Origin of the sequence: Methanosarcina mazei S-6, from assembly GCF_000970205.1 — an archaeon.
GTDB lineage: Archaea > Halobacteriota > Methanosarcinia > Methanosarcinales > Methanosarcinaceae > Methanosarcina > Methanosarcina mazei.
Genome location: NZ_CP009512.1, coordinates 655,200 through 674,624 on the forward strand (window position 1 = coordinate 655,200; position 19,425 = coordinate 674,624).

Genomic DNA, 19,425 nt, shown 5'->3' on the forward strand with positions numbered 1-19,425 from the left:
AACCTCCACACAACGAAATCGAGAGGAGGGGCCTGCATATGCCAAAAAAAGAACGGGAACTGTACGGCCTAGATATAGAACATCGAATATCACAACTGCAAAAATGCGAAATGTCTAAAAAAAATAAAGAGATAATTCTAACTTTTCTTGAAGAGCTGTACGCTCAAGGAATGACAGACCACAGGGTCGCTAAATACATCTCCAGTATGAAAAGAATATTCTTGGATATAGGAAAAGACTTCGATACCGTAACAGAGCAGGATCTCAAAAGGTATGTCGGAAAGCTGGAGAGATCGGATCTGAAAGACTGGACTAAGCATGATCGAAAAATAATTCTACGCATTATCTACAAATGGCAATTCGGGAAAGAGCTCACATGGGTGCACACAAAAATACCGCGCCATAAACGGAAGCTCCCAACCGAACTTATTACTGAAGATGAAGTGCAGAGAATGATAGGGCAGGCATGGAACCCACGAGACCGAGCCATGATCGCACTACTGTGGGATGCAGGGCTGAGGATAGGAGAACTTGCCAGCATGAAAATTGGATCATTTCAACCTGACGAAAAAGGTGCAGTAATATTCATCTCAGGAAAAACAGGCATGAGGAGAATAAGAACCGTATTCTCGGTCCCGTACATGCTGGCATGGATAGAGAAACACCCTGAAAAAGAGAACCCACATGCACCTCTATGGATCGTCATCGGAAAGCGGGATGGAAAGTGGGAAACTGTAACATACTACACTATACGGTCACAGCTGCAGAAAATTGCCACACGAGCTGGAGTTAAAAAAAATGTCAATCCACATCAGTTCCGACATTCCAGGGCAACGTACATGGCATCATACATGACCCCATCCCAGCTATGCACCTACTTTGGATGGACACCTGATTCCGATATGCCTGGAGTATACGTTCACCTATCAGGTACGGATCTAGATGATATCGTTTTCAAGGCTAACGGTACACGAAATATAGAGTAATTCATACTATAGTTCAGGAAGCCACACCAGCAACGGATCAGAGGAAAATAATGGATGTCCTAGCAAGATGATACGGGATGCCTCATCAACAAAAACTGGGATGCCGTAACTAATGAGAACAAGAATGCCCTAGGAATGAACCAAGGATGCCCCATGAGATGAACCAGGGATGCCCTAGGAAATGAACCAAAGATGCTCATGATAACTGATCATAGATGCCGTAACTGACAAGAATGGGACGTCTTAGAAAATAACTGCATGAATTACCGATTAGAAAGAAAGGTTAATTTTGTCACCTTGGGATTTCATAAATTTCAACGCAAATAATCCATCCTCTGTGATCATATACTCTTTTTCCTTTTTGCTTCCTTTTTTATATCCTTCCTCAACTAGGCCCCACTCAATTAGGCTTGAGATTAGTTTTGTAAGAACCCCACCAGTTAGTTTTCGCTCATCTTTTCCTTTTAGTTCCCTTACTGGTTTATATTCATCTTTAAGTTTTTTGAAAAGTTGGATTCTTGAAAGCTTGTTTTCAGGAGACCTTTTGAGGATTTCAAGTATATTGACATAATTCCTATTTGATGATAAACCCAGAAAGTAACATTTTAGCCATTTAGAAGACATGTTGGCACATACTTATTAGGTCTTATCCACTCGTAACACTGGATCTTAGCTGTTGCGTTCATTCTATGCCCCAAAAATAATGCTAGAATAGACGGACCTGCAAAAAATAGATCTATAGTTTCAAAATCCCCTTCAACCAAGGTGTCAGATATTAACTTTTTTATTTCCCTCACAGCTAGGTTTGCTTGTCTGTCTGAAGTTATTGGCTGATCTGAAGTTATAGTTAATATTGATTCATTTCTATTTCCTTCCACTGATAAGTAATTGGTTACTTCCTCTTTAATATCTTTCATAATTCCTATAGCAATCGCTAACCTATCACTTTGTTTATTTTCAAAACTAGAAGATAATGGATATTCTGGTGTTGAATCGTTGGGGTGAGAATCTGTTCTAAAGAGGTTATCCCTGATTTTTAGTTCCAACGAATATCCTGATACAGCTGAAAAAACAAATCCTAAAGCTAGAGATGTAGAAATTCTACGATTTCCAAGTAAATGTATTTCTTTTAGATCATAATTGTGTGAAATCCATCTTTTCGTTTCTTCGAGTTCCGAAATCAAAATTTCATTCCACTGCTTAGTTGGGGGATATTTTTTCCCGTTCCAACCAAAAAAAGACTCCCAATTGAAGCAAAGCTCTTTTTCTCTTTTATTTTTATTTTTAATTAAAGTGTTGATTACAATTGGTTTTGAGGTAATTTGAGATTTTTCTTTAATTGTATCCAGAATTTGTTTCTCCAATTCCATTCGGTAGATAGGCTCATTTTTTCTGGACTTTATAAGTTTAAATAAATTAGAATATATGTTTTCAATTTCACTCGGAAGTATTTTGTAGTGTGGAAAATTTTTAAAAAACTCCCCCAAAAAGACTCCAACAACTTGTTCATGAGGATTCCAGTTTGAATCAAAGAGTACCTTTCTAAAGAGAAAATCGGCCATTTTTTCATCTTTGTCCATGCCAAGTACAATATCTTTAAAAGCTTCATATGAACTTTCAATGATACTTGAGTTTTCGGGATAAAAATTATATGGACTACGAATTCTTCTTAAACCGTTAATTAAAGGGTGAATTTCTTTAGATATGCTAGGTGAGACAAGTGTAAACCACAAATATAAATCGGAATTTTCTGAATTGATCTTCTGAAATCTTTCCATTTCCTCCCAAAACTCTTTTGGTGTTACATTGTGATCCTTTACTTCAAAAGCCTCAATTTTTTCACCTACTCCTGGAGCAAAATATTTTACTTCGATATCTCCGATGGATTCATAGGTCAAAACGGTAAAACCTTGAAATGAAAGAAAATGGGGTATCTTTGTTACTAAATAATTCTCTTGGAACTCAAACCCTGATGAAGCTATGTCTCCTCCTCGTGATTCGGGTTCCAAAAGTGATACTGTTTTGGACTCATTATTACATCCCATTATTATTTCTCCTCTACCAATTTTCCTTGAAAAATAGGGAAACCAGGAACAAAAGCATTTACACCACCTTTTAGATTTTCATTGTTTAACTTAACTATAAGAAGTACTACAAAGAGAGCACCAACCTCAGGATCATTTACTATTTCCCACATAGTGGACTGATCTTTTTTACTCGGAATCAGAGGAAATGAGGGGTGAGAGTGCCATTCTCCTAGATAATTGTATTTTTCATAATCATGATCAAATTCTTCAAAAAAAAGTTCAAGTTCTTCTTTTGCTTTATCTCCCATTTGCCTTACAAAACAATTTATATCCCCTCCTTCTCTTTGGACAGTCAGATGAGAGATCCTAAAAACGTTTTCATAAACATACTCTCCCATCAAAAGACCACCTATTTCACGCCCATTCGACTCCTTTAATTCACTTATTAAACGAGAAGTTAGTTTTTCACTTATCAGTATCGTGAACATGGTTTGAATTCTCGATTAAATCCGTTAAAAAATTGACAACATCACTTAGTTCTTTTTCATTTAATTTGGGAATATTCTCTTCTATTTCCAGGCCAGCTGTCGCGATTGGTATCGTGCAGAAGGGTTGGTCGAAGACCCAGGCATTAGATATTCCAATCAAATACAAAGAATAGGGATACATTGAGACTTCGGAGTCAAGTATTGTATCAATAGCAAATCTGGTTAAATGAGCTGAGATCACAGAAACGTCTGCATCCGAAGCGGTAAAGATTTGCCCAGAAGCATCTTCTGCAGCATAATCTCCAATTGTTTTATGTTCAGAAAAGGGATTTTCAATGATGTAGTTATTATAAGCTTCTCTTATGAGTTTGGGAGCTGGATCTTTGCTGTAGCGGCTCCGTGCAATCATTCCTCCAATTCCACCTGCAAAAACTTCACACCACATTATTGATTTTCCATAGACCCGATATATTGCAGACAAAATATTGAAAACTGTAGGATTTGCTGTACAATCAATTATAAGATCGTATTGACCTAATTTAGTTAAAGTATGGTTAAGATATGTGTTTGATTCTTGCGCAACTAAATTTATTATTTCACTCTCAACTTGGATATTAGGTGAGATATATGCTAAAATTTTTTCTAACGCTTTGGCCTTATGCTCGCCTACATTTCTCCAGTCTAATACATGGCGCTGAATATTCGCGGAGTAAAATAGGTCTTCATCAATTAGATAAAATTGATTTATTCCCGCTCGTGCTAAAGAAACTGCAACTTTGCTACCAACAGAACCCAAACCTACAATTCCAACTTTTTTTGAGGCTATGTTTGCTAAATAACTAGTGTCATGACCATTTAATTATTTCACATAATACTTTGACATTTTCTCATCTGCATTCTTCCTTGTAAACTTCCATTCAATTTTCCTTTTGTGTTCATTCCTTCTCTTTGTCCATGAATCCACTTCATTTTTAAGCGTCTCGATGTCCCCGATCCTTCTTCCTGTACATTCGATATCCATGACATTGATCTCGATTTCAGCAGCATTGAGCCAGCTTGCATGTTTTGGCGTGTAATGGAACTCTATCTTGTCCAGAATCTTCTTTGCTTCCTCTTCTGAGAATGCTTCGTAGAATGACTTCTCTTTATGGATATTGAGATTATCCGTAACCAGTCTGATGACTTCTGCTTCAGAATATTCTTCTGTGACAAGAATCTTCATGAATTGTGCAAAATCCTTCATTGTTCTTCTTTTGGTTACCTGAGTTACCCTTTTTCCTGCTTTGAACTCTACCGCCATGAATATGTTTGCTGTTCCGTTTCTGACATACTCATAATCATATTTTTCTGAACTTCCAAGCTTCATAGGAATGCTCATTCTTTTATCCCTGAGCAGTTGCTTAGGCTTCTCGTCAAGACAGATAAGAGGTTTTTTAGGATCATAATCCTCTTCATACAGACTAAGAATGTCATACATCCTGTCTCTATATTCAGTATCGATAGTCTGAATACACCACATCCGTCTTAACCAAGGTTTAGTTTTGCTTTTTTCAAAATAAGCCTGACACTCTCTTTACCTATAGTTTCAAATCCTTCTTTTTTCCTAAGTTCTTCAGTAAGCAGGGAAAGAGACCATCTTTTGCTTCCATCAGGGGAACTGCTGCAGGCTAAAGCGATTACTTCTGCAACATGTTTTTCAGTGTATTTTATAGGTTGACCAGATCTTGATTTGTCAAAAAGAGCATTGGGGAGACCTTCATCAAGGTATCTTTTCCGTATATTCAAAGTGGTACTCCTGGAAATACCTAATATTTTCACGATTTCAGTGATTTCTGTTTGCTGGTTTGATAGAAGGAGAATACGGGCTCGAGTTAGTTCTCTTGCGCTTTTACGTCCTTTTCTCACAAAATCCTGAAGGAAATTTACTTCATTATCTGCAAGTTGAATCTGTAGCATGAAGGTATAAAAGTATTCAACGTTTATAATGATGACTAATAATTAAATGGTTGAGACACTAGGATTTCTGTTCGTATGATCATTATCTTCAATAATTGATACACTGTAAACTTTATCGTTAGCTCTCCATAAGCAAACAATATCATTTTCTTGAGTTAGAAAGGTCAACAAATCTATTTTTTGCATATTTCTGGTTTCTGGATCTTTGACTTCATTCAGAACTATATTTGCACCAACTTCTTTTTGGATAATGGCTTCAATTTCTTCAAACAAGGTAATTTTTGAAAATTGATCTTTATTTACATTTATATGGCATATTATTCCATATTGATAACTAAATAAGTCTTTGTCTTGGAGTTTTAGAGGTATTTTTCCATTAGTCCAGGTACTGTCTGATAAAATTATTTTTGTAATATGGAATGTCCAACTGTCATTACCTGGACTATAAACTGCAGTAAACGGAATTATTTCAGATATAGGGAGGCTTCTAATAAGGTTAACAACTTCATTATCTAAAACAAGACGAAGGTATTTTCCTCGGTTTACTTGACCATCAGTTAGAAAATGCCTCGATGGTACTGCTTGATGTTCATTGTCGTTTCCATGGGGATTCTCAGTCTCAATTAGTTTATACATACTGTTCAGCATATCTGCAGCAGTAACATCACTCCGCCAGTTGTCTGGACCCCACTCCAAGCAGAGAGTTCCACTTAAATATTGGTGGCTGGACCATCTAACATCTTTTTCTACAGGTGTTACCATTATTGGAGTATCTGGAAAAAGAGGTGGATATGCTAACTTAACTTTGTAAATATGGCTATGAATTAACAGATCAGCAAACAAAACAAGAACAGAACCTTCTATATCCCACTTATCTCCACAAAGCCACAATTCCTCTTTTTTTATTTTTTCTACTTCTTCAATTTCCATTTGCAGGCGAGCAAGGTCTTTTAAGTACCAAATATTCGTTAGGCAAACCCCCCTGGTTTTCTCGGCTGAACAGGCTTCTTTGGAAATGACAAGGGCGGTACATATGCTTCTGTCAATAAAGAGCTAGCGTTGCAAGATAAACAAAAACGATCTCCAAAAATACTAGACCACAACTCCAAAGAACTCTTTTCATCCTCAACTACAATTGCTTTTCTCCCAATCTCAGCATGATTCTTTACTTTATTGTAGAATCCTTCAAATGCAGCAAAACTCATACCATCAGTCACATTATTTCCTGAAACTGAAGGATCTTCGATGTGAGGAACATTTCCTAGCCGTATATCTGTAGAATAGTTTGAGACTATGTTTTCAAACATCCCAACAAACAGTTCTGGATATTGGTCCACATCAGGGTCCATACATTCTGCAGCAATACATTCAAGCACAAAACCTTTTGGTTTTTTATTAATTGTTGGGTTTTCTCGACGCCACCACTTAAAAAGCTTTACGGTTGGCTTAAATCGGCCGTCAAAATTTTTGTTAATTTCTGTTGTCCATTCAGTGTGCCCAGGTGGATTTGTTTCTAACCAGTTATCCAGTTTTCTGTCTGGTATGTACAATTTACTATTTAGGCCAAATGGTGCAATTATCGGTACGACATCCATATCCACAGTGCTGGTAGTAATTCCCACTGAACGGCTCTGTTTGCGGATATCAGGGTATTTGTTTTTCAAAGTATTGTATAATAAAGTGATTACTTCTTGAGGATCATCGCTTAATGTGTGGTTTGTGACGACAATGATATCAATATCAGGGCGCTCCTTTTCTCCATCTCTAGTTTTTGGTCGAATTGCAGTATTTCTTTTGTACGAACCCGAAAGAAAAGTTTTAACGTGATATTCTTTAAAAATTTCATGGTCTTGTAAAAAGGAACGTAAGTTTTCATGAGCAGACTTAGCACTTGCTTTTGTGCTGTCACTTGGCTCAATATCACTTAGAAATCTTAGAAAACTTGATTGGCCAATCATATTTTATTCCTCAATCTAACTATTATATACCCCATCACAATTTCATACAAAATATCTTCTTTATGTAGTTCTCCATCTTTCGTAATTCAAGCTATCGAATTTCTTCACCGTATGTTCCTTCTTATCTCCTTGACATTGCCACATACCATTTTAAGCCTGCAACAGTTGTACCTGCAGCAACTGTAAGAAGTACCTGATAGACCGAAGTTGGGGGTAAGGCACTGAAAATAAAGTATTCAAAGAAAGCTTCTATGAAGTTCCCTGAAAGTATTTCATGAAATGTATTCAGAAATGTCAGAATGACTCCCCCAAAAGCATACATTGACAAGAAACCGACTATCGTCAGTGGCGTATTCACACAGTATTTCACAAGGCCCGTTTCTAAACTCAATTTAGTTCTCCCTAGATTTCTGATTGAAATTACAATATGCATAATATTTGAGTGACTATAACTACATGTGGTGACACATTATCACAAAATTTAATAAATATCATGAAAAATATATGAAAATAAGGGAAAAGTAATGGCAATTCATATAGTTCCTATAGGTTTGGATTCACCAGAGAGATTTGTTGAGGGGTTCCGTAAGTTCCCACCATCAAAAGTTATTCTTTTGACAGGGACTATGCAGAATGATATCGAAAAAGAGGTCAAAAATATAAAATCTGAGGTTATAAAAGGGATCGGGAAACATGTACAAGTTGAAGAAGAATCGGCAAACTTATTAGATTTCGCAAACTGTATCAAAATTTTGGCAAAAATTATTTCGAGAGAAAGGGAAGATACTGAAGGCGAAATGATTTACATAAATATTTCCTCTTCCACGAAAATAATGACTCAGGCCTCATACATGGCGGCTTCGCTTTTTTCTGCGAGGATATATTATGTTCCTGTAGTCAGTTATCTTTCACTTGAGTTAATTCCCCTTTTAAATAACCATACCGATGATTCCTCGCAAAAGATTATTAATGACTTACTTCAAAATAAAAGATATCTTAGCACTGGCGTAAAAGAGCCCATTGAGATTCCTGTTCTGAAAATGGAGCCACCTGATAAAGATGAACTTGATGTGTTAAAGGCAATAAGTAGTGCCAAAAAAGAAAAATACAATTCTCTTAAGTCTTTGGTGGAAGATGGACTTCATATTGAGTATACTGGTTCAAACAGAAACAAGTATTCTCAAGTTATAAAAAAATTAGAAACGCACGGTTTCGTTTCAACAAACAGAAGTGGAAGGGAAAAAGGAATTAAGCTGACAGGATCAGGAGATGTAATTGCTAAAATCAGCTGCATTCTTGAAAACAGAAAATGAACAAGGTGTCAATTAGAAAATCTTCGACGACCTCTTGATATTTTGTCTAGTCCGATTTAGAGCGAGTTACTTTATATTCGATCCAATTTACAGACCTTTGCACTCGCTATTCCGTAGCATTTCTTTGGCAAATTTACTATAATTTCCCTGCTTTTTGCATTTCTAGCAATAATATTAAGAATCTGTCCGAAAAGTCAGCAATGTATGTCGAAACACCATAATAGGTCTATAATATCAAAGTAGTCGTTGCGGTTTTGCATGTCGCATATTGTAAAAGTTACTGCAGGTAACCACTTTTCGGATAGACATTTATTCTTAATACTGAGCAAGAGTTACTCTGACAAGTTATTAATGCAGCTAAAGGTGCTAGAATCCAAATATATGATAATTGGGCAGTTTTGGTATCTCAAGGACTTTATAAGACTTTATAGATCTTTGTTCGAAATTGCACGCTTTCTTTGTGTTGCACTAAGATCCGCAACTAATAACCTATGCAGTTTACCCTTCATTTGTATCCAATAGTTTTTCTTGTTTGTGAAAGCATTTGATTTAGTACAAGAAATGTCTTTTGGAGCACAGCTTTTTCAAGCTCAGATTCACAGGCGTCCATGGCGCCTCAAGTTTTATCTTCCAGACTCGCTTCTCAACAGTACTAAAACCTCATAATATTCATATAGTTGCAGGAGCATACTTTTAAAGACATTTATTACTGTTTTGGTTTATACATTAATCCAATATAATTGAGAATATGGGGAAATTCATATGAAAATAAAATGCAGTGAAGATAGTGTGATAAATTCAGGGATGCAGTCGTGTATGGAAGGCGTCTTAAAAAAGTACAATACTTTGTTAAAAATTAAAAGCGATACAAAGCTTCCTTTTTATGGAATTGAAGGTAAAGATTTTAAAAGAATGTGGCTTCCTCATAAAAGTGAAAATGAATGCGAGTTTTGGAGATCTATTCTTCAGAAAGATTTTATCCACAACGAAAATCTCAACAGTGAAGTTCTTTGGCAGATATGCAGAGGAACATCTGAAAAATCCATAATCGCGTTTGTATCTGATATAAAGTATATCCATACTGCAGAGACTGCAGAAAGAAAAGGATTAAACATTATCCAATCTCCAGGAATATATATCGATAAAGAAGAAATAAGGAATGTAGATAAATCAATTTATGAATTTGCATTATGCCATAATTTGATACTAGCGGAAACATACTACTTATCCAATAGAGTAGAAGCTGTTAAGACTTTAAACTCCAGTGACAATGAGTATGGTTATTTTAAGTCATTTATTAACTCTTTTTTGACTCTTCGTCTAATGTATGAATTTAATAAAGAGAAAGCAATGGAGGTCATGAAACATTCTGATCAATTAGCAGGAAGCTGGAAAATACCATTGCTCAAATTAAAAAATATTGAACAAAAGAGATTGAAAACAGTGATCAAGAATGGGGATATTGTTAATTGTGAGTATAAAGTAATCGATGGAACGGCTGATGAAAGTTATGGTAACGACCTGAGGAAGATCCTTCAAGATATTGATTTTGAATTTCCATAGAAACTTTGAGATTATAAAGTCCACACAAATGTTGTTCAAACAACATTTCTCTTCATGCATCTTCGGTTAAGTGACAAATCGTGATAAATTGCCTCCATTTTCGCAACAGTTCCCCAAAATTTTACCATCTAATGGGCTGGAATTGGGTATCGATTTCATGTAAAAAGGCCAAAATTTAAGGCAGCCTTCTGGTACAAAATCGATAGCTTTCAGGCAAGAAAATTCCTTAACTGATAACCAATGAATCCTTACTTACAAGCTTCTTGTATACATTATTCAATAACATTTCTTTGACTAACTTTCCGAAATCTGCATCATCTTTTATTTTGGAATAAAGGTCAATATTCACTTCGATAAGTTCATTGAGTTCATCTGAAACGATCTCCTTGAATACAAGATCAAAATCTTCTTTTTTGTTGACTGCAGGATTTGCTGCAGCTACAAGGCGTGGATTTTCGGTCAGGTTTTTTTCCAGATAACCAAGTGCTTGTCCAACTTTATCTTCTTCAGTGAAATCGGTTCCAAAGTGTTCATTGATCTCTTCAATTATCTCAGAGAGAGGAGTCAATTCATCTTCTATTGAATGGATTGCACCTGGTTCGGGAACAGGGCGCAGGCGTCCATCATCGTCAGAAAGAAGGATGCTACCCTTGCTTGTTTCTTGTATCCTGAAGGAGCTCATATTGACTTTTTCCGTTATTTCAGTTGGCAACCTGTCAAGACCCACGTGGAGTTCCTTTACAAGGTACTTTGAGTATTGGTAAAACTTTTCAAGTTTCTCATCAAAGAACGGGATAATTTGTGAGAGAAAAGCATATTGACGTACAAAGGTTGCCATCCTCTTCTTGAAATCCCGCTTTTCGTCGTCTTCAAGCCTACCCCATCTTTCAATTGCAGGACGGAGGGAGGTGTATAATACTGTCTGCTTTCCTTTACTTGAAAAATATTCTACTGCAAATTTATTGATATCAGAGTTGTCGAATACAGCAAAATCTTTCAACTGGTTCTCATAATCGTACAATCTGTTTGGGTCAGTGGGTTCAGTAAGAATGGTCTTGACATGATACCTTTGAAATGGTTCTCTAATCATCTCAGCGTCGTTTACAAAATCCAGTACCATGGTATCAGATTTTTCTGGATGTCTACGATTCAGACGACTTAAAGTTTGTACAGCTTCTACCCCTCCAAGTTTTTTGTCCACATACATTGTATGTAACAGAGGTTGGTCAAAGCCTGTCTGAAATTTGTTGGCTACTATCAAAATCCTGTACTTATCTTCTTTGAATTTTTCCGCTGTGTGTTTTTCAGGGAAACCGTTCTCACCAGATTCTGTGAAGTCTTTTCCCGTATAGACTTTACGGACATTTTCACCTTTTACAGTCCCTGAAAACGCGACGAGGACTTCAAATGGGTACTCTTTTTCTTTAACCTGTTTTTTGAATTCCAGTTCGTATCGGATAGCGTTTGCTCTGGAGCTTGTAACTACCATTGCCTTGGACCGACCGCCGATACGGTCCTTTGTTCCTGTCCAGAAATGATTCAACATTAATTCAGTTTTTTTCCTGATGGCATACTCACTCGAACCGACATAGGACTTAAGAAGGGAAGATGCAATCGTTTTTTTGTACTGAGGATCATCTTTAATTTTTTTCATCAACTCGAAGTACATAGTGTATGTGGTGTAGTTCTGAAGAACATCGAGGATAAATCCTTCTTCAATTGCCTGTTTCATGGAATACAGATGGAAAGGTTCGAAAGTTCCGTCTGGCTGCCTTTCCCCGAACATTTCCAGAGTTTTGTTCTTGGGAGTAGCGGTGAACGCATAGAAACTGATGTTTTTGGGTTGAAGTTTCAGGTCCGTAGTAATTTCTTCCATTTTTTCATTGATGATATCTTCTACGTCCTTTTCCTGTTCATCCTCGTATTCTACTGAGTCCTCAGTTACAAGTACTCTCCTGAGATCACGTGCAGTATCTCCTGTCTGAGATGAATGTGCTTCATCAATAACAACAGCAAACCGTTTACCTGGGGTTTTGTGGAAGAAATCAATTGCAAATGGGAACGTCTGCAATGTAACAATAATAATTTTTACATTACTCTCAATAGCTTTCGCGAGATTTTTGGCTTTGTCTTTCTCAATACTCACTATCGTACCTTCGACATGCTCATGCCCGAGTATAGTCTGGCTGAGCTGATCATCAAGGACACGCCTATCGGTAATGACAATGATGGAATCGAAAATGTTTTTATTGCTCTCGTCATGCAGACCTGATAGCTTATCGCAAAGACGTGAGATGGTATAACTTTTACCGCTGCCCGCACTATGCTCTATCAGGTATTTTCTACCAGCGCCATTAATTCTTGTATTTTCTACCAGGAGATTGACCGCATCAAGTTGATGATATCTCGGAAAAATTAACTGAGTAGAAATGGCTCCATTTTGTCCTTTTTTGCTGACGATCTGAAGGAAATTCTGCATGATGTCCAGCAACATATCCTTTTTCCAGATCTCTTCCCATAAGTAGGCCGTATCGTAATTATCTTCACCATACGCTGGAGGGTTACCTGCACCGTACTGATACCCCTTATTGAAAGGCAGAAACTCCGTAGACTCCCCCATCACCTTTGTAGTCATAAACACAAGGCGTGGATCCACTGCAAAATGTGCAAAACACCTGCCAAAACTTAACAGAGGCTCAGTTGAGTCGCGCTCCTTATATTGGTTGATTGCATGTTCAATATTCTGCCCATTAAGAGGACTCTTGAGTTCAGCAGTAATAATAGGTATACCGTTTATAAACAGAACCATATCAATGGATTTTTTAGGGGTTTTCGTACTATAATGTAGCTGACGGATGACTGAAAATATATTTGCACGGTATTTATCTTGGTGTTCTACATTAAGTCCATTTTCGGGTTTGAAATATACAAGGTCGAAATGGCACCCAACATCCTTTACACCAGTTCTAAGAACCTTGAGTGTGCCACGCTTTTTAATGTCTTTGGTCAACCTGTCAAGAAACTTTTCTTTAACATCCATCCCATGTCTGGATTTGAGCTTTTTCCATTCTTCAGACTGGGTTGCCCTGATAAAATCAAACAGCATATCAGGGTCCAAACAAAGATCGGGATCGTAGTTACTGCTCGTGCGTTTAACGTATTTATTATTGCGGATGAGTGATAATTCGATATCTTCTTCGAACTTATATTCATAAGGCTTACTCACAAACAGTCCCCCTGACATCAATTTTCCCCGTCACAGCACCAGAAATCAGTGCTGTACGGTATTCTTTGAGGTGTTCAATAGATTGTTTAATTTTTTCTATGAGAGTATCAATTTGGGCGGTTTCACGGTCAAGGTATGAGGCTATGGCTTGTTGCTCAGGAAGGGATGGAACAGGAATTTCAATATTTTTGATAAATTCCCAACTTGCGCGTGGCATTTTTGTTCCGTATGTAGCCCCATCAACAAGTGAAATGAATTCATGCGTAAGTATACGATAAAGTAAGAATTTACTTTCAAGAAGTGTTTCCTGTATCCTAAAAACAAGCAATTCTCCAACTGCCACACCTTCTGAAGGAGCAATAACTGCTTTACAGAGATACGGTCTCAGCTTATTGAAAAGGACATCCCCTTCTTTGATTATTGTCCCATCACCTTCAAAATCAGAATAAGAATTAAGCAATTTACCTGTAAAACTTTCAATATTTTCTAATGCAATTTTTGTAGAATAATTAATAACATTATTAGTTTTTTCGTTTCTTAAATTTACCAAATATTTCAATTTTGTAATATGCCATCCTATTGGGATCTTACCTACCCACTCAATACCCGAATTTGTCATAGATACATCAGGGTCGAGCCCTTTCGTGACTGCATGACTGATCAGAGCTGATCGTTTTTCTTTCAGAAGTTCGATAAAGCGCTGTTTTTTTTCTATAAGTGTATCGATTCGGGATGTTTCTCTGTCAAGGAAAACAACTATTTCGTTAATTTCATATTCATCTGGCGGCAATGGGATTGAAATATTACCTACTGTTTCAGTATTAAGGTTTAGTTGAGTTCCTAATTTGCCCAACCCTTTGTATGGTTCTCCACTGGTGAATATATAGTATAAGTATTCGGAGTTCAGTTTTAAATAAGGAAACCAAACAAAACCATCGTGAATACAACATTTTATCTTTGTAATAATTGGTTTTCCTACAGATCCAGCAATACTCACGAAAAAATCTCCAGGGTATTGCTTTACGCTTAGAGAACTCCCTAACTTAGAAAGTTTCTGTGTAGTTTCTTCCAAATAACGTTCACTTGATGTTACATCAGCAATTCGAACCCAAGAAAAATCTCCATCATCATCAAAATATATTGGATTGTCAATAGGTCTTGGAGATGCTCCTCGTTTTACTGGTGACAACCATTTAATTCTAACTGTATCCCATTCCTTTGGAATCTCTCCAATCCATTCAACGCCAGAATTTTTATACTCTGGATAGAGATCTAGCTCTGAGATACCTATACATTTAACTTGGGAATCGCTCCTCGCTTCAACCTGGAAGTCGCTCACTGTTTCAATCTGGAAATCACTCATTGCCTCATCACTCCCAGCATATCCAAAATTTCGCTTTCTAGGCTGTTGATATCGTTTTCGATTTCCTTTAAAGAACGCGGGGGCTGGTATTCATAAAAATACTGGTTGAAATTGATAATATAACCTACCTTACCGACTTTACCATCCTTCTCGTCAGTTATTGATTCGTTTATCCAGGAATCGGGGGCGTAAGGTTTGACTTCACGTTCGAAATATTCATGAATATCTTCACTCAGAGGTACATTCTCATAATCCCGAAGATCTGAGTCATACTCAACATTACCCTTACTATCCTTACAAATATCAGCAGTTTCGTCTCTTTCCGACATTACGGAAAAAATAGCCTTTTTCACAGGTGATTCTATTGATAATCCTGCGTTTTTCAGGCTTTTATTCAGAACCTTGGCAAACTCATCGCGGTTCTTATACACAATAGTTTTATCCATTCCCGATAAAACTTTTAAGACAGATTCCTGTAATCTTCTACCTTCAGCTTCTTCCTTTTCTTTTTCTTCATTATTCTTTCGTTTTTTACTTACTGAGATATTCTGGAATGCTGTCTGTTCTTTCAGCATCTCGATACAGTTATCGGTTACTTGGAAACTTAACTTGAGAGGTCTGTCGATGGTAATCTTACGGTAGCCGAACTCATTATTATTATGAATTTGAGAATGCTCATTTTCGTTGAAGCTGTTGTGTATAAGCGTTAGATATTCTATCTGTTCAGATGAAATTTCGTGCCTTTTGTTACCAAGACTTTTTCGCATATTTACAAAGAATGTAGTTCCGTTGATAAGTTGAACTTTACCTTCCCTGCGTTCTTCTTTGCGGTTTGTAAGTATCCAGACATAACTGAAAATACCTGTATTGTAGAATAACTGGTCAGGTAGTGCTACAATCGCTTCTAAATAATCTTTCTCAATGATCCATCTCCTAATTTCACTCTCACCAGATCCTGCATCACCTGTGAAGAGTGGAGATCCGTTCATTACAATAGCAACACGACCTCCACCTTCTTCAGGAGCCCTCATTTTTGAGATCATAGTCTGTAGGAACAAAAGTTGACCATCACTTTTACGCGGAAGCCCTGCACCAAAACGGCCACTAAAACCCTTCTTTGCTTCTTCTTCAACCTTCTCCTTATCCTTTGACCAGTCTTTACCAAAAGGTGGATTAGCAAGCTGGTAGTGGAAGGTCATAGTCGGATGTGCATCACTAGAAAGTGTTGATTTTTCCTTTATGTTTTCGGCATCACGACCGTCTCCTTTGAGCAATAATTCGGATTTGGCGATGGCATAGGTTTCAGGGTTGACTTCCTGGCCGTAAAGGTGCAGGTCTGCATCTGGATTGATGAAGTCACGAACATAGTCCTTAGAAACTGTTAACATCCCTCCAGTCCCACACGCTGGATCGTATACAGTACGTACTGGGTGACTCTGGCTAAGAATATCCTTGTCCTGGTAGAACAAAAGGTGTACCATCAGGGCAATTACTTCACGTGGGGTGAAGTGCTCACCAGGATTTTCGTTCATGCTTTCGTTGAATTTCCGAAGCAATTCTTCGAAAATGTACCCCATCTGGATATTACTGACTTCATCTGGATGCAGGTCAACATTGGAAAATTTACTGATTAATAGGTAAAGAAGGTTGTTTTCATCAAGTTGGTCGATATATGTTTCAATTTTGAATTTAGATATGATCTCCTTGACATTTTCAGAAAAAGCATCGATATATGCCAGGAAATTCTTTTTTATGTTTTTCGAGTCGTCAAGGAGCTTTTTCATATCATACTCGGAAGTATTGTAGAACCTTTGTTTGGACTCACGACATAGGGCACTTTCCCTATCCTTGACCTTGCCTTTCAATTCTTCATTTTTCTGGATTACTTTTTCCTTGGTGGGTTCAAGTACACATTCAAGCCTCCTTATGACTGTGAATGGCAATATTACATCCCTATATTTCCCTGATTTTAAGTCGTCCCTTAAAACTTCGTCTGCTACACTCCATATGAAATTGGCCTTGTCCTGGAAATTATTCAAGATATCACGATCCTCATAAATATATGTTAATTGTAAACTTTCAAGAGTTTATTCATCCTGGTCAAACTTATTTATAATATCCCCAATTTCTTCAAGCAATTCTTCTCTCTCATTCTTCAAATTGCGTATTTTCTGCAATGTTTGGGTTATATCCACAGTCTCGATTTCGGATTCAGTGTCAACATAAAGTGAAAAGTTTAGTGAGTAATCGTTATCCCTGATCTCTTCAAGGTTCACTACTCTACAGAACTTTTCGATATCCTTGTAAATTCTGTATGCATCAACAATTTTTGCAATATTCTCGTCACTCAAAATGTTTTGACGCTTTGTTTCTTCATACTCCCGCTCTGCTGAAACAAACAGGATTGAACCACGCCTTTCTTCGGGCTTGTCCATGTTAATAACTGTAATTATCGTAGGGATTCCTGTATTAAGGAATAGGCCTGATGGAAGCAGAATTATCGCTTCTATTATATCGCTCTGTACCATGTTCTTTCGAATACGAGCTTCAGGACCACTTCTGAAAAGGATGCCCTCAGGAGATACCATCACACCCTTTCCGCTATTTTTGAGACATGCTATCATATGTTGTAGAAACGCAAAATCTCCCGAGTTTTTAGGTGGTATTCCATAACGGAAACGAGCATACTGGTCACGTTCCGCAATTTCATATCCCCACTTTTGTTTTCCAAAAGGAGGCACTGAAATTACCCTATCGAACTGTCTCAAACTATTATTCTCAACAAAGGCAGGATAGAGTATTGAATCCTCATTCGCCACAATAGAATCTTTGAAGCCGTTCAATATGAGGGAAAGCTTGCAATACATCCATGTGCTATCATTAATTTCCTGACCGTAAAGAGAAAGATGACCGCCTGAATATTTATTGGCATACCTTTCACACTCTAGCAATAATCCTCCCGTTCCACAGAATGGATCCAGAACGGTCATGTTGTCTCTGGGATCGGCTATTGATGCCAACAATTTTGAAATTTGGCTAGGAGTATAAAATTCACCATAATAGCACTCTTTCATTATATGGGCCAGTATTTTGTCAGAAACTTCCTGGAATTGGGAATCCCCTAAATAGGCTCTGCTCATCTGAATTAATGAAAGTTCATGAATCACTCGGAAGTAATCATTTTCAAGTTTTCTGTCCTTCATTATAGCATAAACTTGATTTTCAATTGGTGAAAACACGCCTTCCAGAAACTCGTTATTTTTCTCGAGTTCTTTAAATGATTCCATGAGGAAATCTCCGAGGTAATTTTTAGTCCTCATCAAATTTCCCCATCTGGCAATTTCGGGAACAAAAATGTCATGGAACCGAGGTTGGTTCCATGCCTTATCATCGTCTTTTGTTTCACTGTAAATTGCTTTTGCTTCTTCTTCGAATATGTCTGACATCCTTTTTCTGGATACTAGGGGCCAAAAAATATTTTTACATCTTTCGTCTCTGGGCATAGATTCATATATACGGATAATCTTGGAGGCCACTTTATCTGATTCAGTCATTTTTAGATCCCTAACCTTTTCACAATAAATGACTCTCTCATGTTGTCCCAAAGCTTCAATTCCTTCACAAGGTTCTTCCTGTACTCACTGGATAATTTAATGAATCTTAATATTATCTCTTGTTCCTCTATTGGTTTAAGTGGAACAGGAACTTCTTTCAGCCTTTCCATGTTAAGGGAAAGCATGGTAGTTCCACCTGCTCTTTTGTTTAATTCTCTCTGCCCAATTGGACCATTAAAGTATGCAGCTACGATTTCAGGTTTGATCTTTTCATTAAGTGTAAGGGCTATAAGATTAGCACTAATAACATATCCGTCTACAGAATTATCAGCAACGGCGGCCTTTATATATGAGCCTCTTAAAGAAAGTATAAGATCTCCTTTATTAACAGTTGCTTTTTTTACTGTATCTATTTCTTGAATTTTTATCCAATCTACGCTATTAGTATCGATATATCCTTCCTGTACTGCTTTCACTCCAATTATAGGAACTTCGACAGCCCCCTCATTTTTCTCATCCAAGCGTTGAGCTGGAATTCCTCTTTTCACCAGTTTGATGCAGTCCTTCATTAGTATATTGTTTGTTCTATTAGTCATGCTGTAACTCCTTTATGCGTTAACAATATTCAATTTACTCTTTTTGTGTAGACGTCCTACACGTTGACTATTTACAATGTAAGCTCTCATACTATTTAAATATATCCTAAAAGCTCACTTTGCCTGTAAATCGCATTTACCTTGAAAATACGCTATGAACACTAGATAGAAGGGATAGATACAAAACCCACATAACATTTTAAAATCCCTTTCCCCATCAAATAGCGATTTCTAGCCCGTTTCTCATACATCATTCAGTTTAATGTGTATGACTATTTTTAAGATGTATAGATGAAAAATAATTTTTATATTCACGTATGCCAAAAAGTTTGATCACGTTTCAACAAAAGTTTTTGAAACTAAAGATAGGTAAAAAACGAAAAAAACCACATGTT

At 37.1% G+C, this 19,425-nt stretch carries 15 protein-coding genes and 1 pseudogene; 3 read left to right on the plus strand and 13 right to left on the minus strand.

Features of this window, described 5'->3' with window-relative positions; genetic code table 11:
- Positions 1 to 38: 38 nt before the first annotated feature.
- Entirely contained in the window at positions 39 to 986 is a 948-nt protein-coding gene (locus MSMAS_RS02850; protein ID WP_052728053.1) for a tyrosine-type recombinase/integrase, read from the plus strand.
- Between the two features lie 270 nt (positions 987 to 1,256).
- On the opposite strand, the gene MSMAS_RS02855 is transcribed toward MSMAS_RS02850, so the two are convergent.
- The 8 genes and pseudogenes from MSMAS_RS02855 to MSMAS_RS02895 form a co-directional block, all read right to left on the minus strand.
- The gene (locus MSMAS_RS02855; protein WP_048046305.1) at positions 1,257 to 1,610 is read right to left on the minus strand and encodes a hypothetical protein; all 354 of its coding nucleotides are present in this window, start codon (positions 1,608 to 1,610) and stop codon (positions 1,257 to 1,259) included.
- Positions 1,592 to 3,031, minus strand: coding sequence for a CD-NTase-associated endodeoxyribonuclease Cap4 (cap4, locus tag MSMAS_RS02860; RefSeq protein ID WP_048046306.1), 1,440 nt, complete (start codon positions 3,029 to 3,031; stop codon positions 1,592 to 1,594). The genes MSMAS_RS02855 and cap4 overlap by 19 nt, the downstream gene beginning before the upstream one ends.
- A 2-nt stretch (positions 3,032 to 3,033) precedes the next feature.
- Positions 3,034 to 3,501 carry a Mov34/MPN/PAD-1 family protein gene (locus MSMAS_RS02865; RefSeq protein ID WP_048046307.1) on the minus strand — a complete coding sequence of 156 codons (468 nt, stop codon included), beginning with the start codon at positions 3,499 to 3,501 and terminating at the stop codon, positions 3,034 to 3,036.
- Positions 3,479 to 4,327 carry a HesA/MoeB/ThiF family protein gene (locus MSMAS_RS02870; RefSeq protein ID WP_080942063.1) on the minus strand — a complete coding sequence of 283 codons (849 nt, stop codon included), beginning with the start codon at positions 4,325 to 4,327 and terminating at the stop codon, positions 3,479 to 3,481. The genes MSMAS_RS02865 and MSMAS_RS02870 overlap by 23 nt, the downstream gene beginning before the upstream one ends.
- Positions 4,328 to 4,360: 33 nt before the next feature.
- Positions 4,361 to 5,457: pseudogene (locus MSMAS_RS18015) on the minus strand (IS630 family transposase).
- 42 nt (positions 5,458 to 5,499) lie between these two features.
- On the minus strand, positions 5,500 to 6,387 hold the full coding sequence (locus tag MSMAS_RS02885) for a ubiquitin-conjugating enzyme family protein (protein WP_048046308.1): 888 nt from the start codon (positions 6,385 to 6,387) through the stop codon (positions 5,500 to 5,502).
- A gap of 38 nt (positions 6,388 to 6,425) precedes the next feature.
- Positions 6,426 to 7,415, minus strand: a complete 990-nt coding sequence (locus MSMAS_RS02890) for an SMODS domain-containing nucleotidyltransferase (protein ID WP_048046309.1) — start codon at positions 7,413 to 7,415, stop codon at positions 6,426 to 6,428.
- A 121-nt stretch (positions 7,416 to 7,536) separates the two neighbouring features.
- Positions 7,537 to 7,806: a hypothetical protein gene (locus tag MSMAS_RS02895; RefSeq protein WP_155395328.1), complete on the minus strand. Its 270-nt coding sequence runs from the start codon at positions 7,804 to 7,806 to the stop codon at positions 7,537 to 7,539.
- Positions 7,807 to 7,939: 133 nt separating this feature from the next.
- Between MSMAS_RS02895 and MSMAS_RS02900 the strand changes: the two genes are divergently transcribed.
- Both MSMAS_RS02900 and MSMAS_RS02905 read left to right on the plus strand, forming a co-directional pair.
- Positions 7,940 to 8,728, plus strand: a complete 789-nt coding sequence (locus MSMAS_RS02900) for an HFX_2341 family transcriptional regulator domain-containing protein (RefSeq protein ID WP_155395329.1) — start codon at positions 7,940 to 7,942, stop codon at positions 8,726 to 8,728.
- A 762-nt stretch (positions 8,729 to 9,490) separates the two neighbouring features.
- Positions 9,491 to 10,291: a hypothetical protein gene (locus tag MSMAS_RS02905; protein ID WP_048046312.1), complete on the plus strand. Its 801-nt coding sequence runs from the start codon at positions 9,491 to 9,493 to the stop codon at positions 10,289 to 10,291.
- Positions 10,292 to 10,517: 226 nt separating this feature from the next.
- On the opposite strand, the gene MSMAS_RS02910 is transcribed toward MSMAS_RS02905, so the two are convergent.
- Genes MSMAS_RS02910 through MSMAS_RS02930 form a run of 5 tightly spaced genes read right to left on the minus strand, consistent with a single transcriptional unit; the run spans position 10,518 to position 19,030 of the window.
- Entirely contained in the window at positions 10,518 to 13,517 is a 3,000-nt protein-coding gene (locus MSMAS_RS02910) for a type I restriction endonuclease subunit R (RefSeq protein WP_230633335.1), read from the minus strand.
- On the minus strand, positions 13,510 to 14,880 hold the full coding sequence (locus MSMAS_RS02915) for a restriction endonuclease subunit S (protein ID WP_052728055.1): 1,371 nt from the start codon (positions 14,878 to 14,880) through the stop codon (positions 13,510 to 13,512). Before MSMAS_RS02915 ends, MSMAS_RS02910 begins: the two co-directional genes overlap by 8 nt.
- Complete coding sequence (locus MSMAS_RS02920) at positions 14,877 to 16,919, minus strand: type I restriction-modification system subunit M (RefSeq protein WP_048046314.1); 2,043 nt, start codon at positions 16,917 to 16,919, stop codon at positions 14,877 to 14,879. The genes MSMAS_RS02915 and MSMAS_RS02920 overlap by 4 nt, the downstream gene beginning before the upstream one ends.
- Before the next feature lie 48 nt (positions 16,920 to 16,967).
- Positions 16,968 to 18,434 carry an N-6 DNA methylase gene (locus MSMAS_RS02925; RefSeq protein WP_052728056.1) on the minus strand — a complete coding sequence of 489 codons (1,467 nt, stop codon included), beginning with the start codon at positions 18,432 to 18,434 and terminating at the stop codon, positions 16,968 to 16,970.
- Positions 18,435 to 18,436: 2 nt separating this feature from the next.
- Positions 18,437 to 19,030, minus strand: a complete 594-nt coding sequence (locus MSMAS_RS02930) for a restriction endonuclease subunit S (RefSeq protein WP_048046315.1) — start codon at positions 19,028 to 19,030, stop codon at positions 18,437 to 18,439.
- Positions 19,031 to 19,425 lie beyond the last annotated feature (395 nt).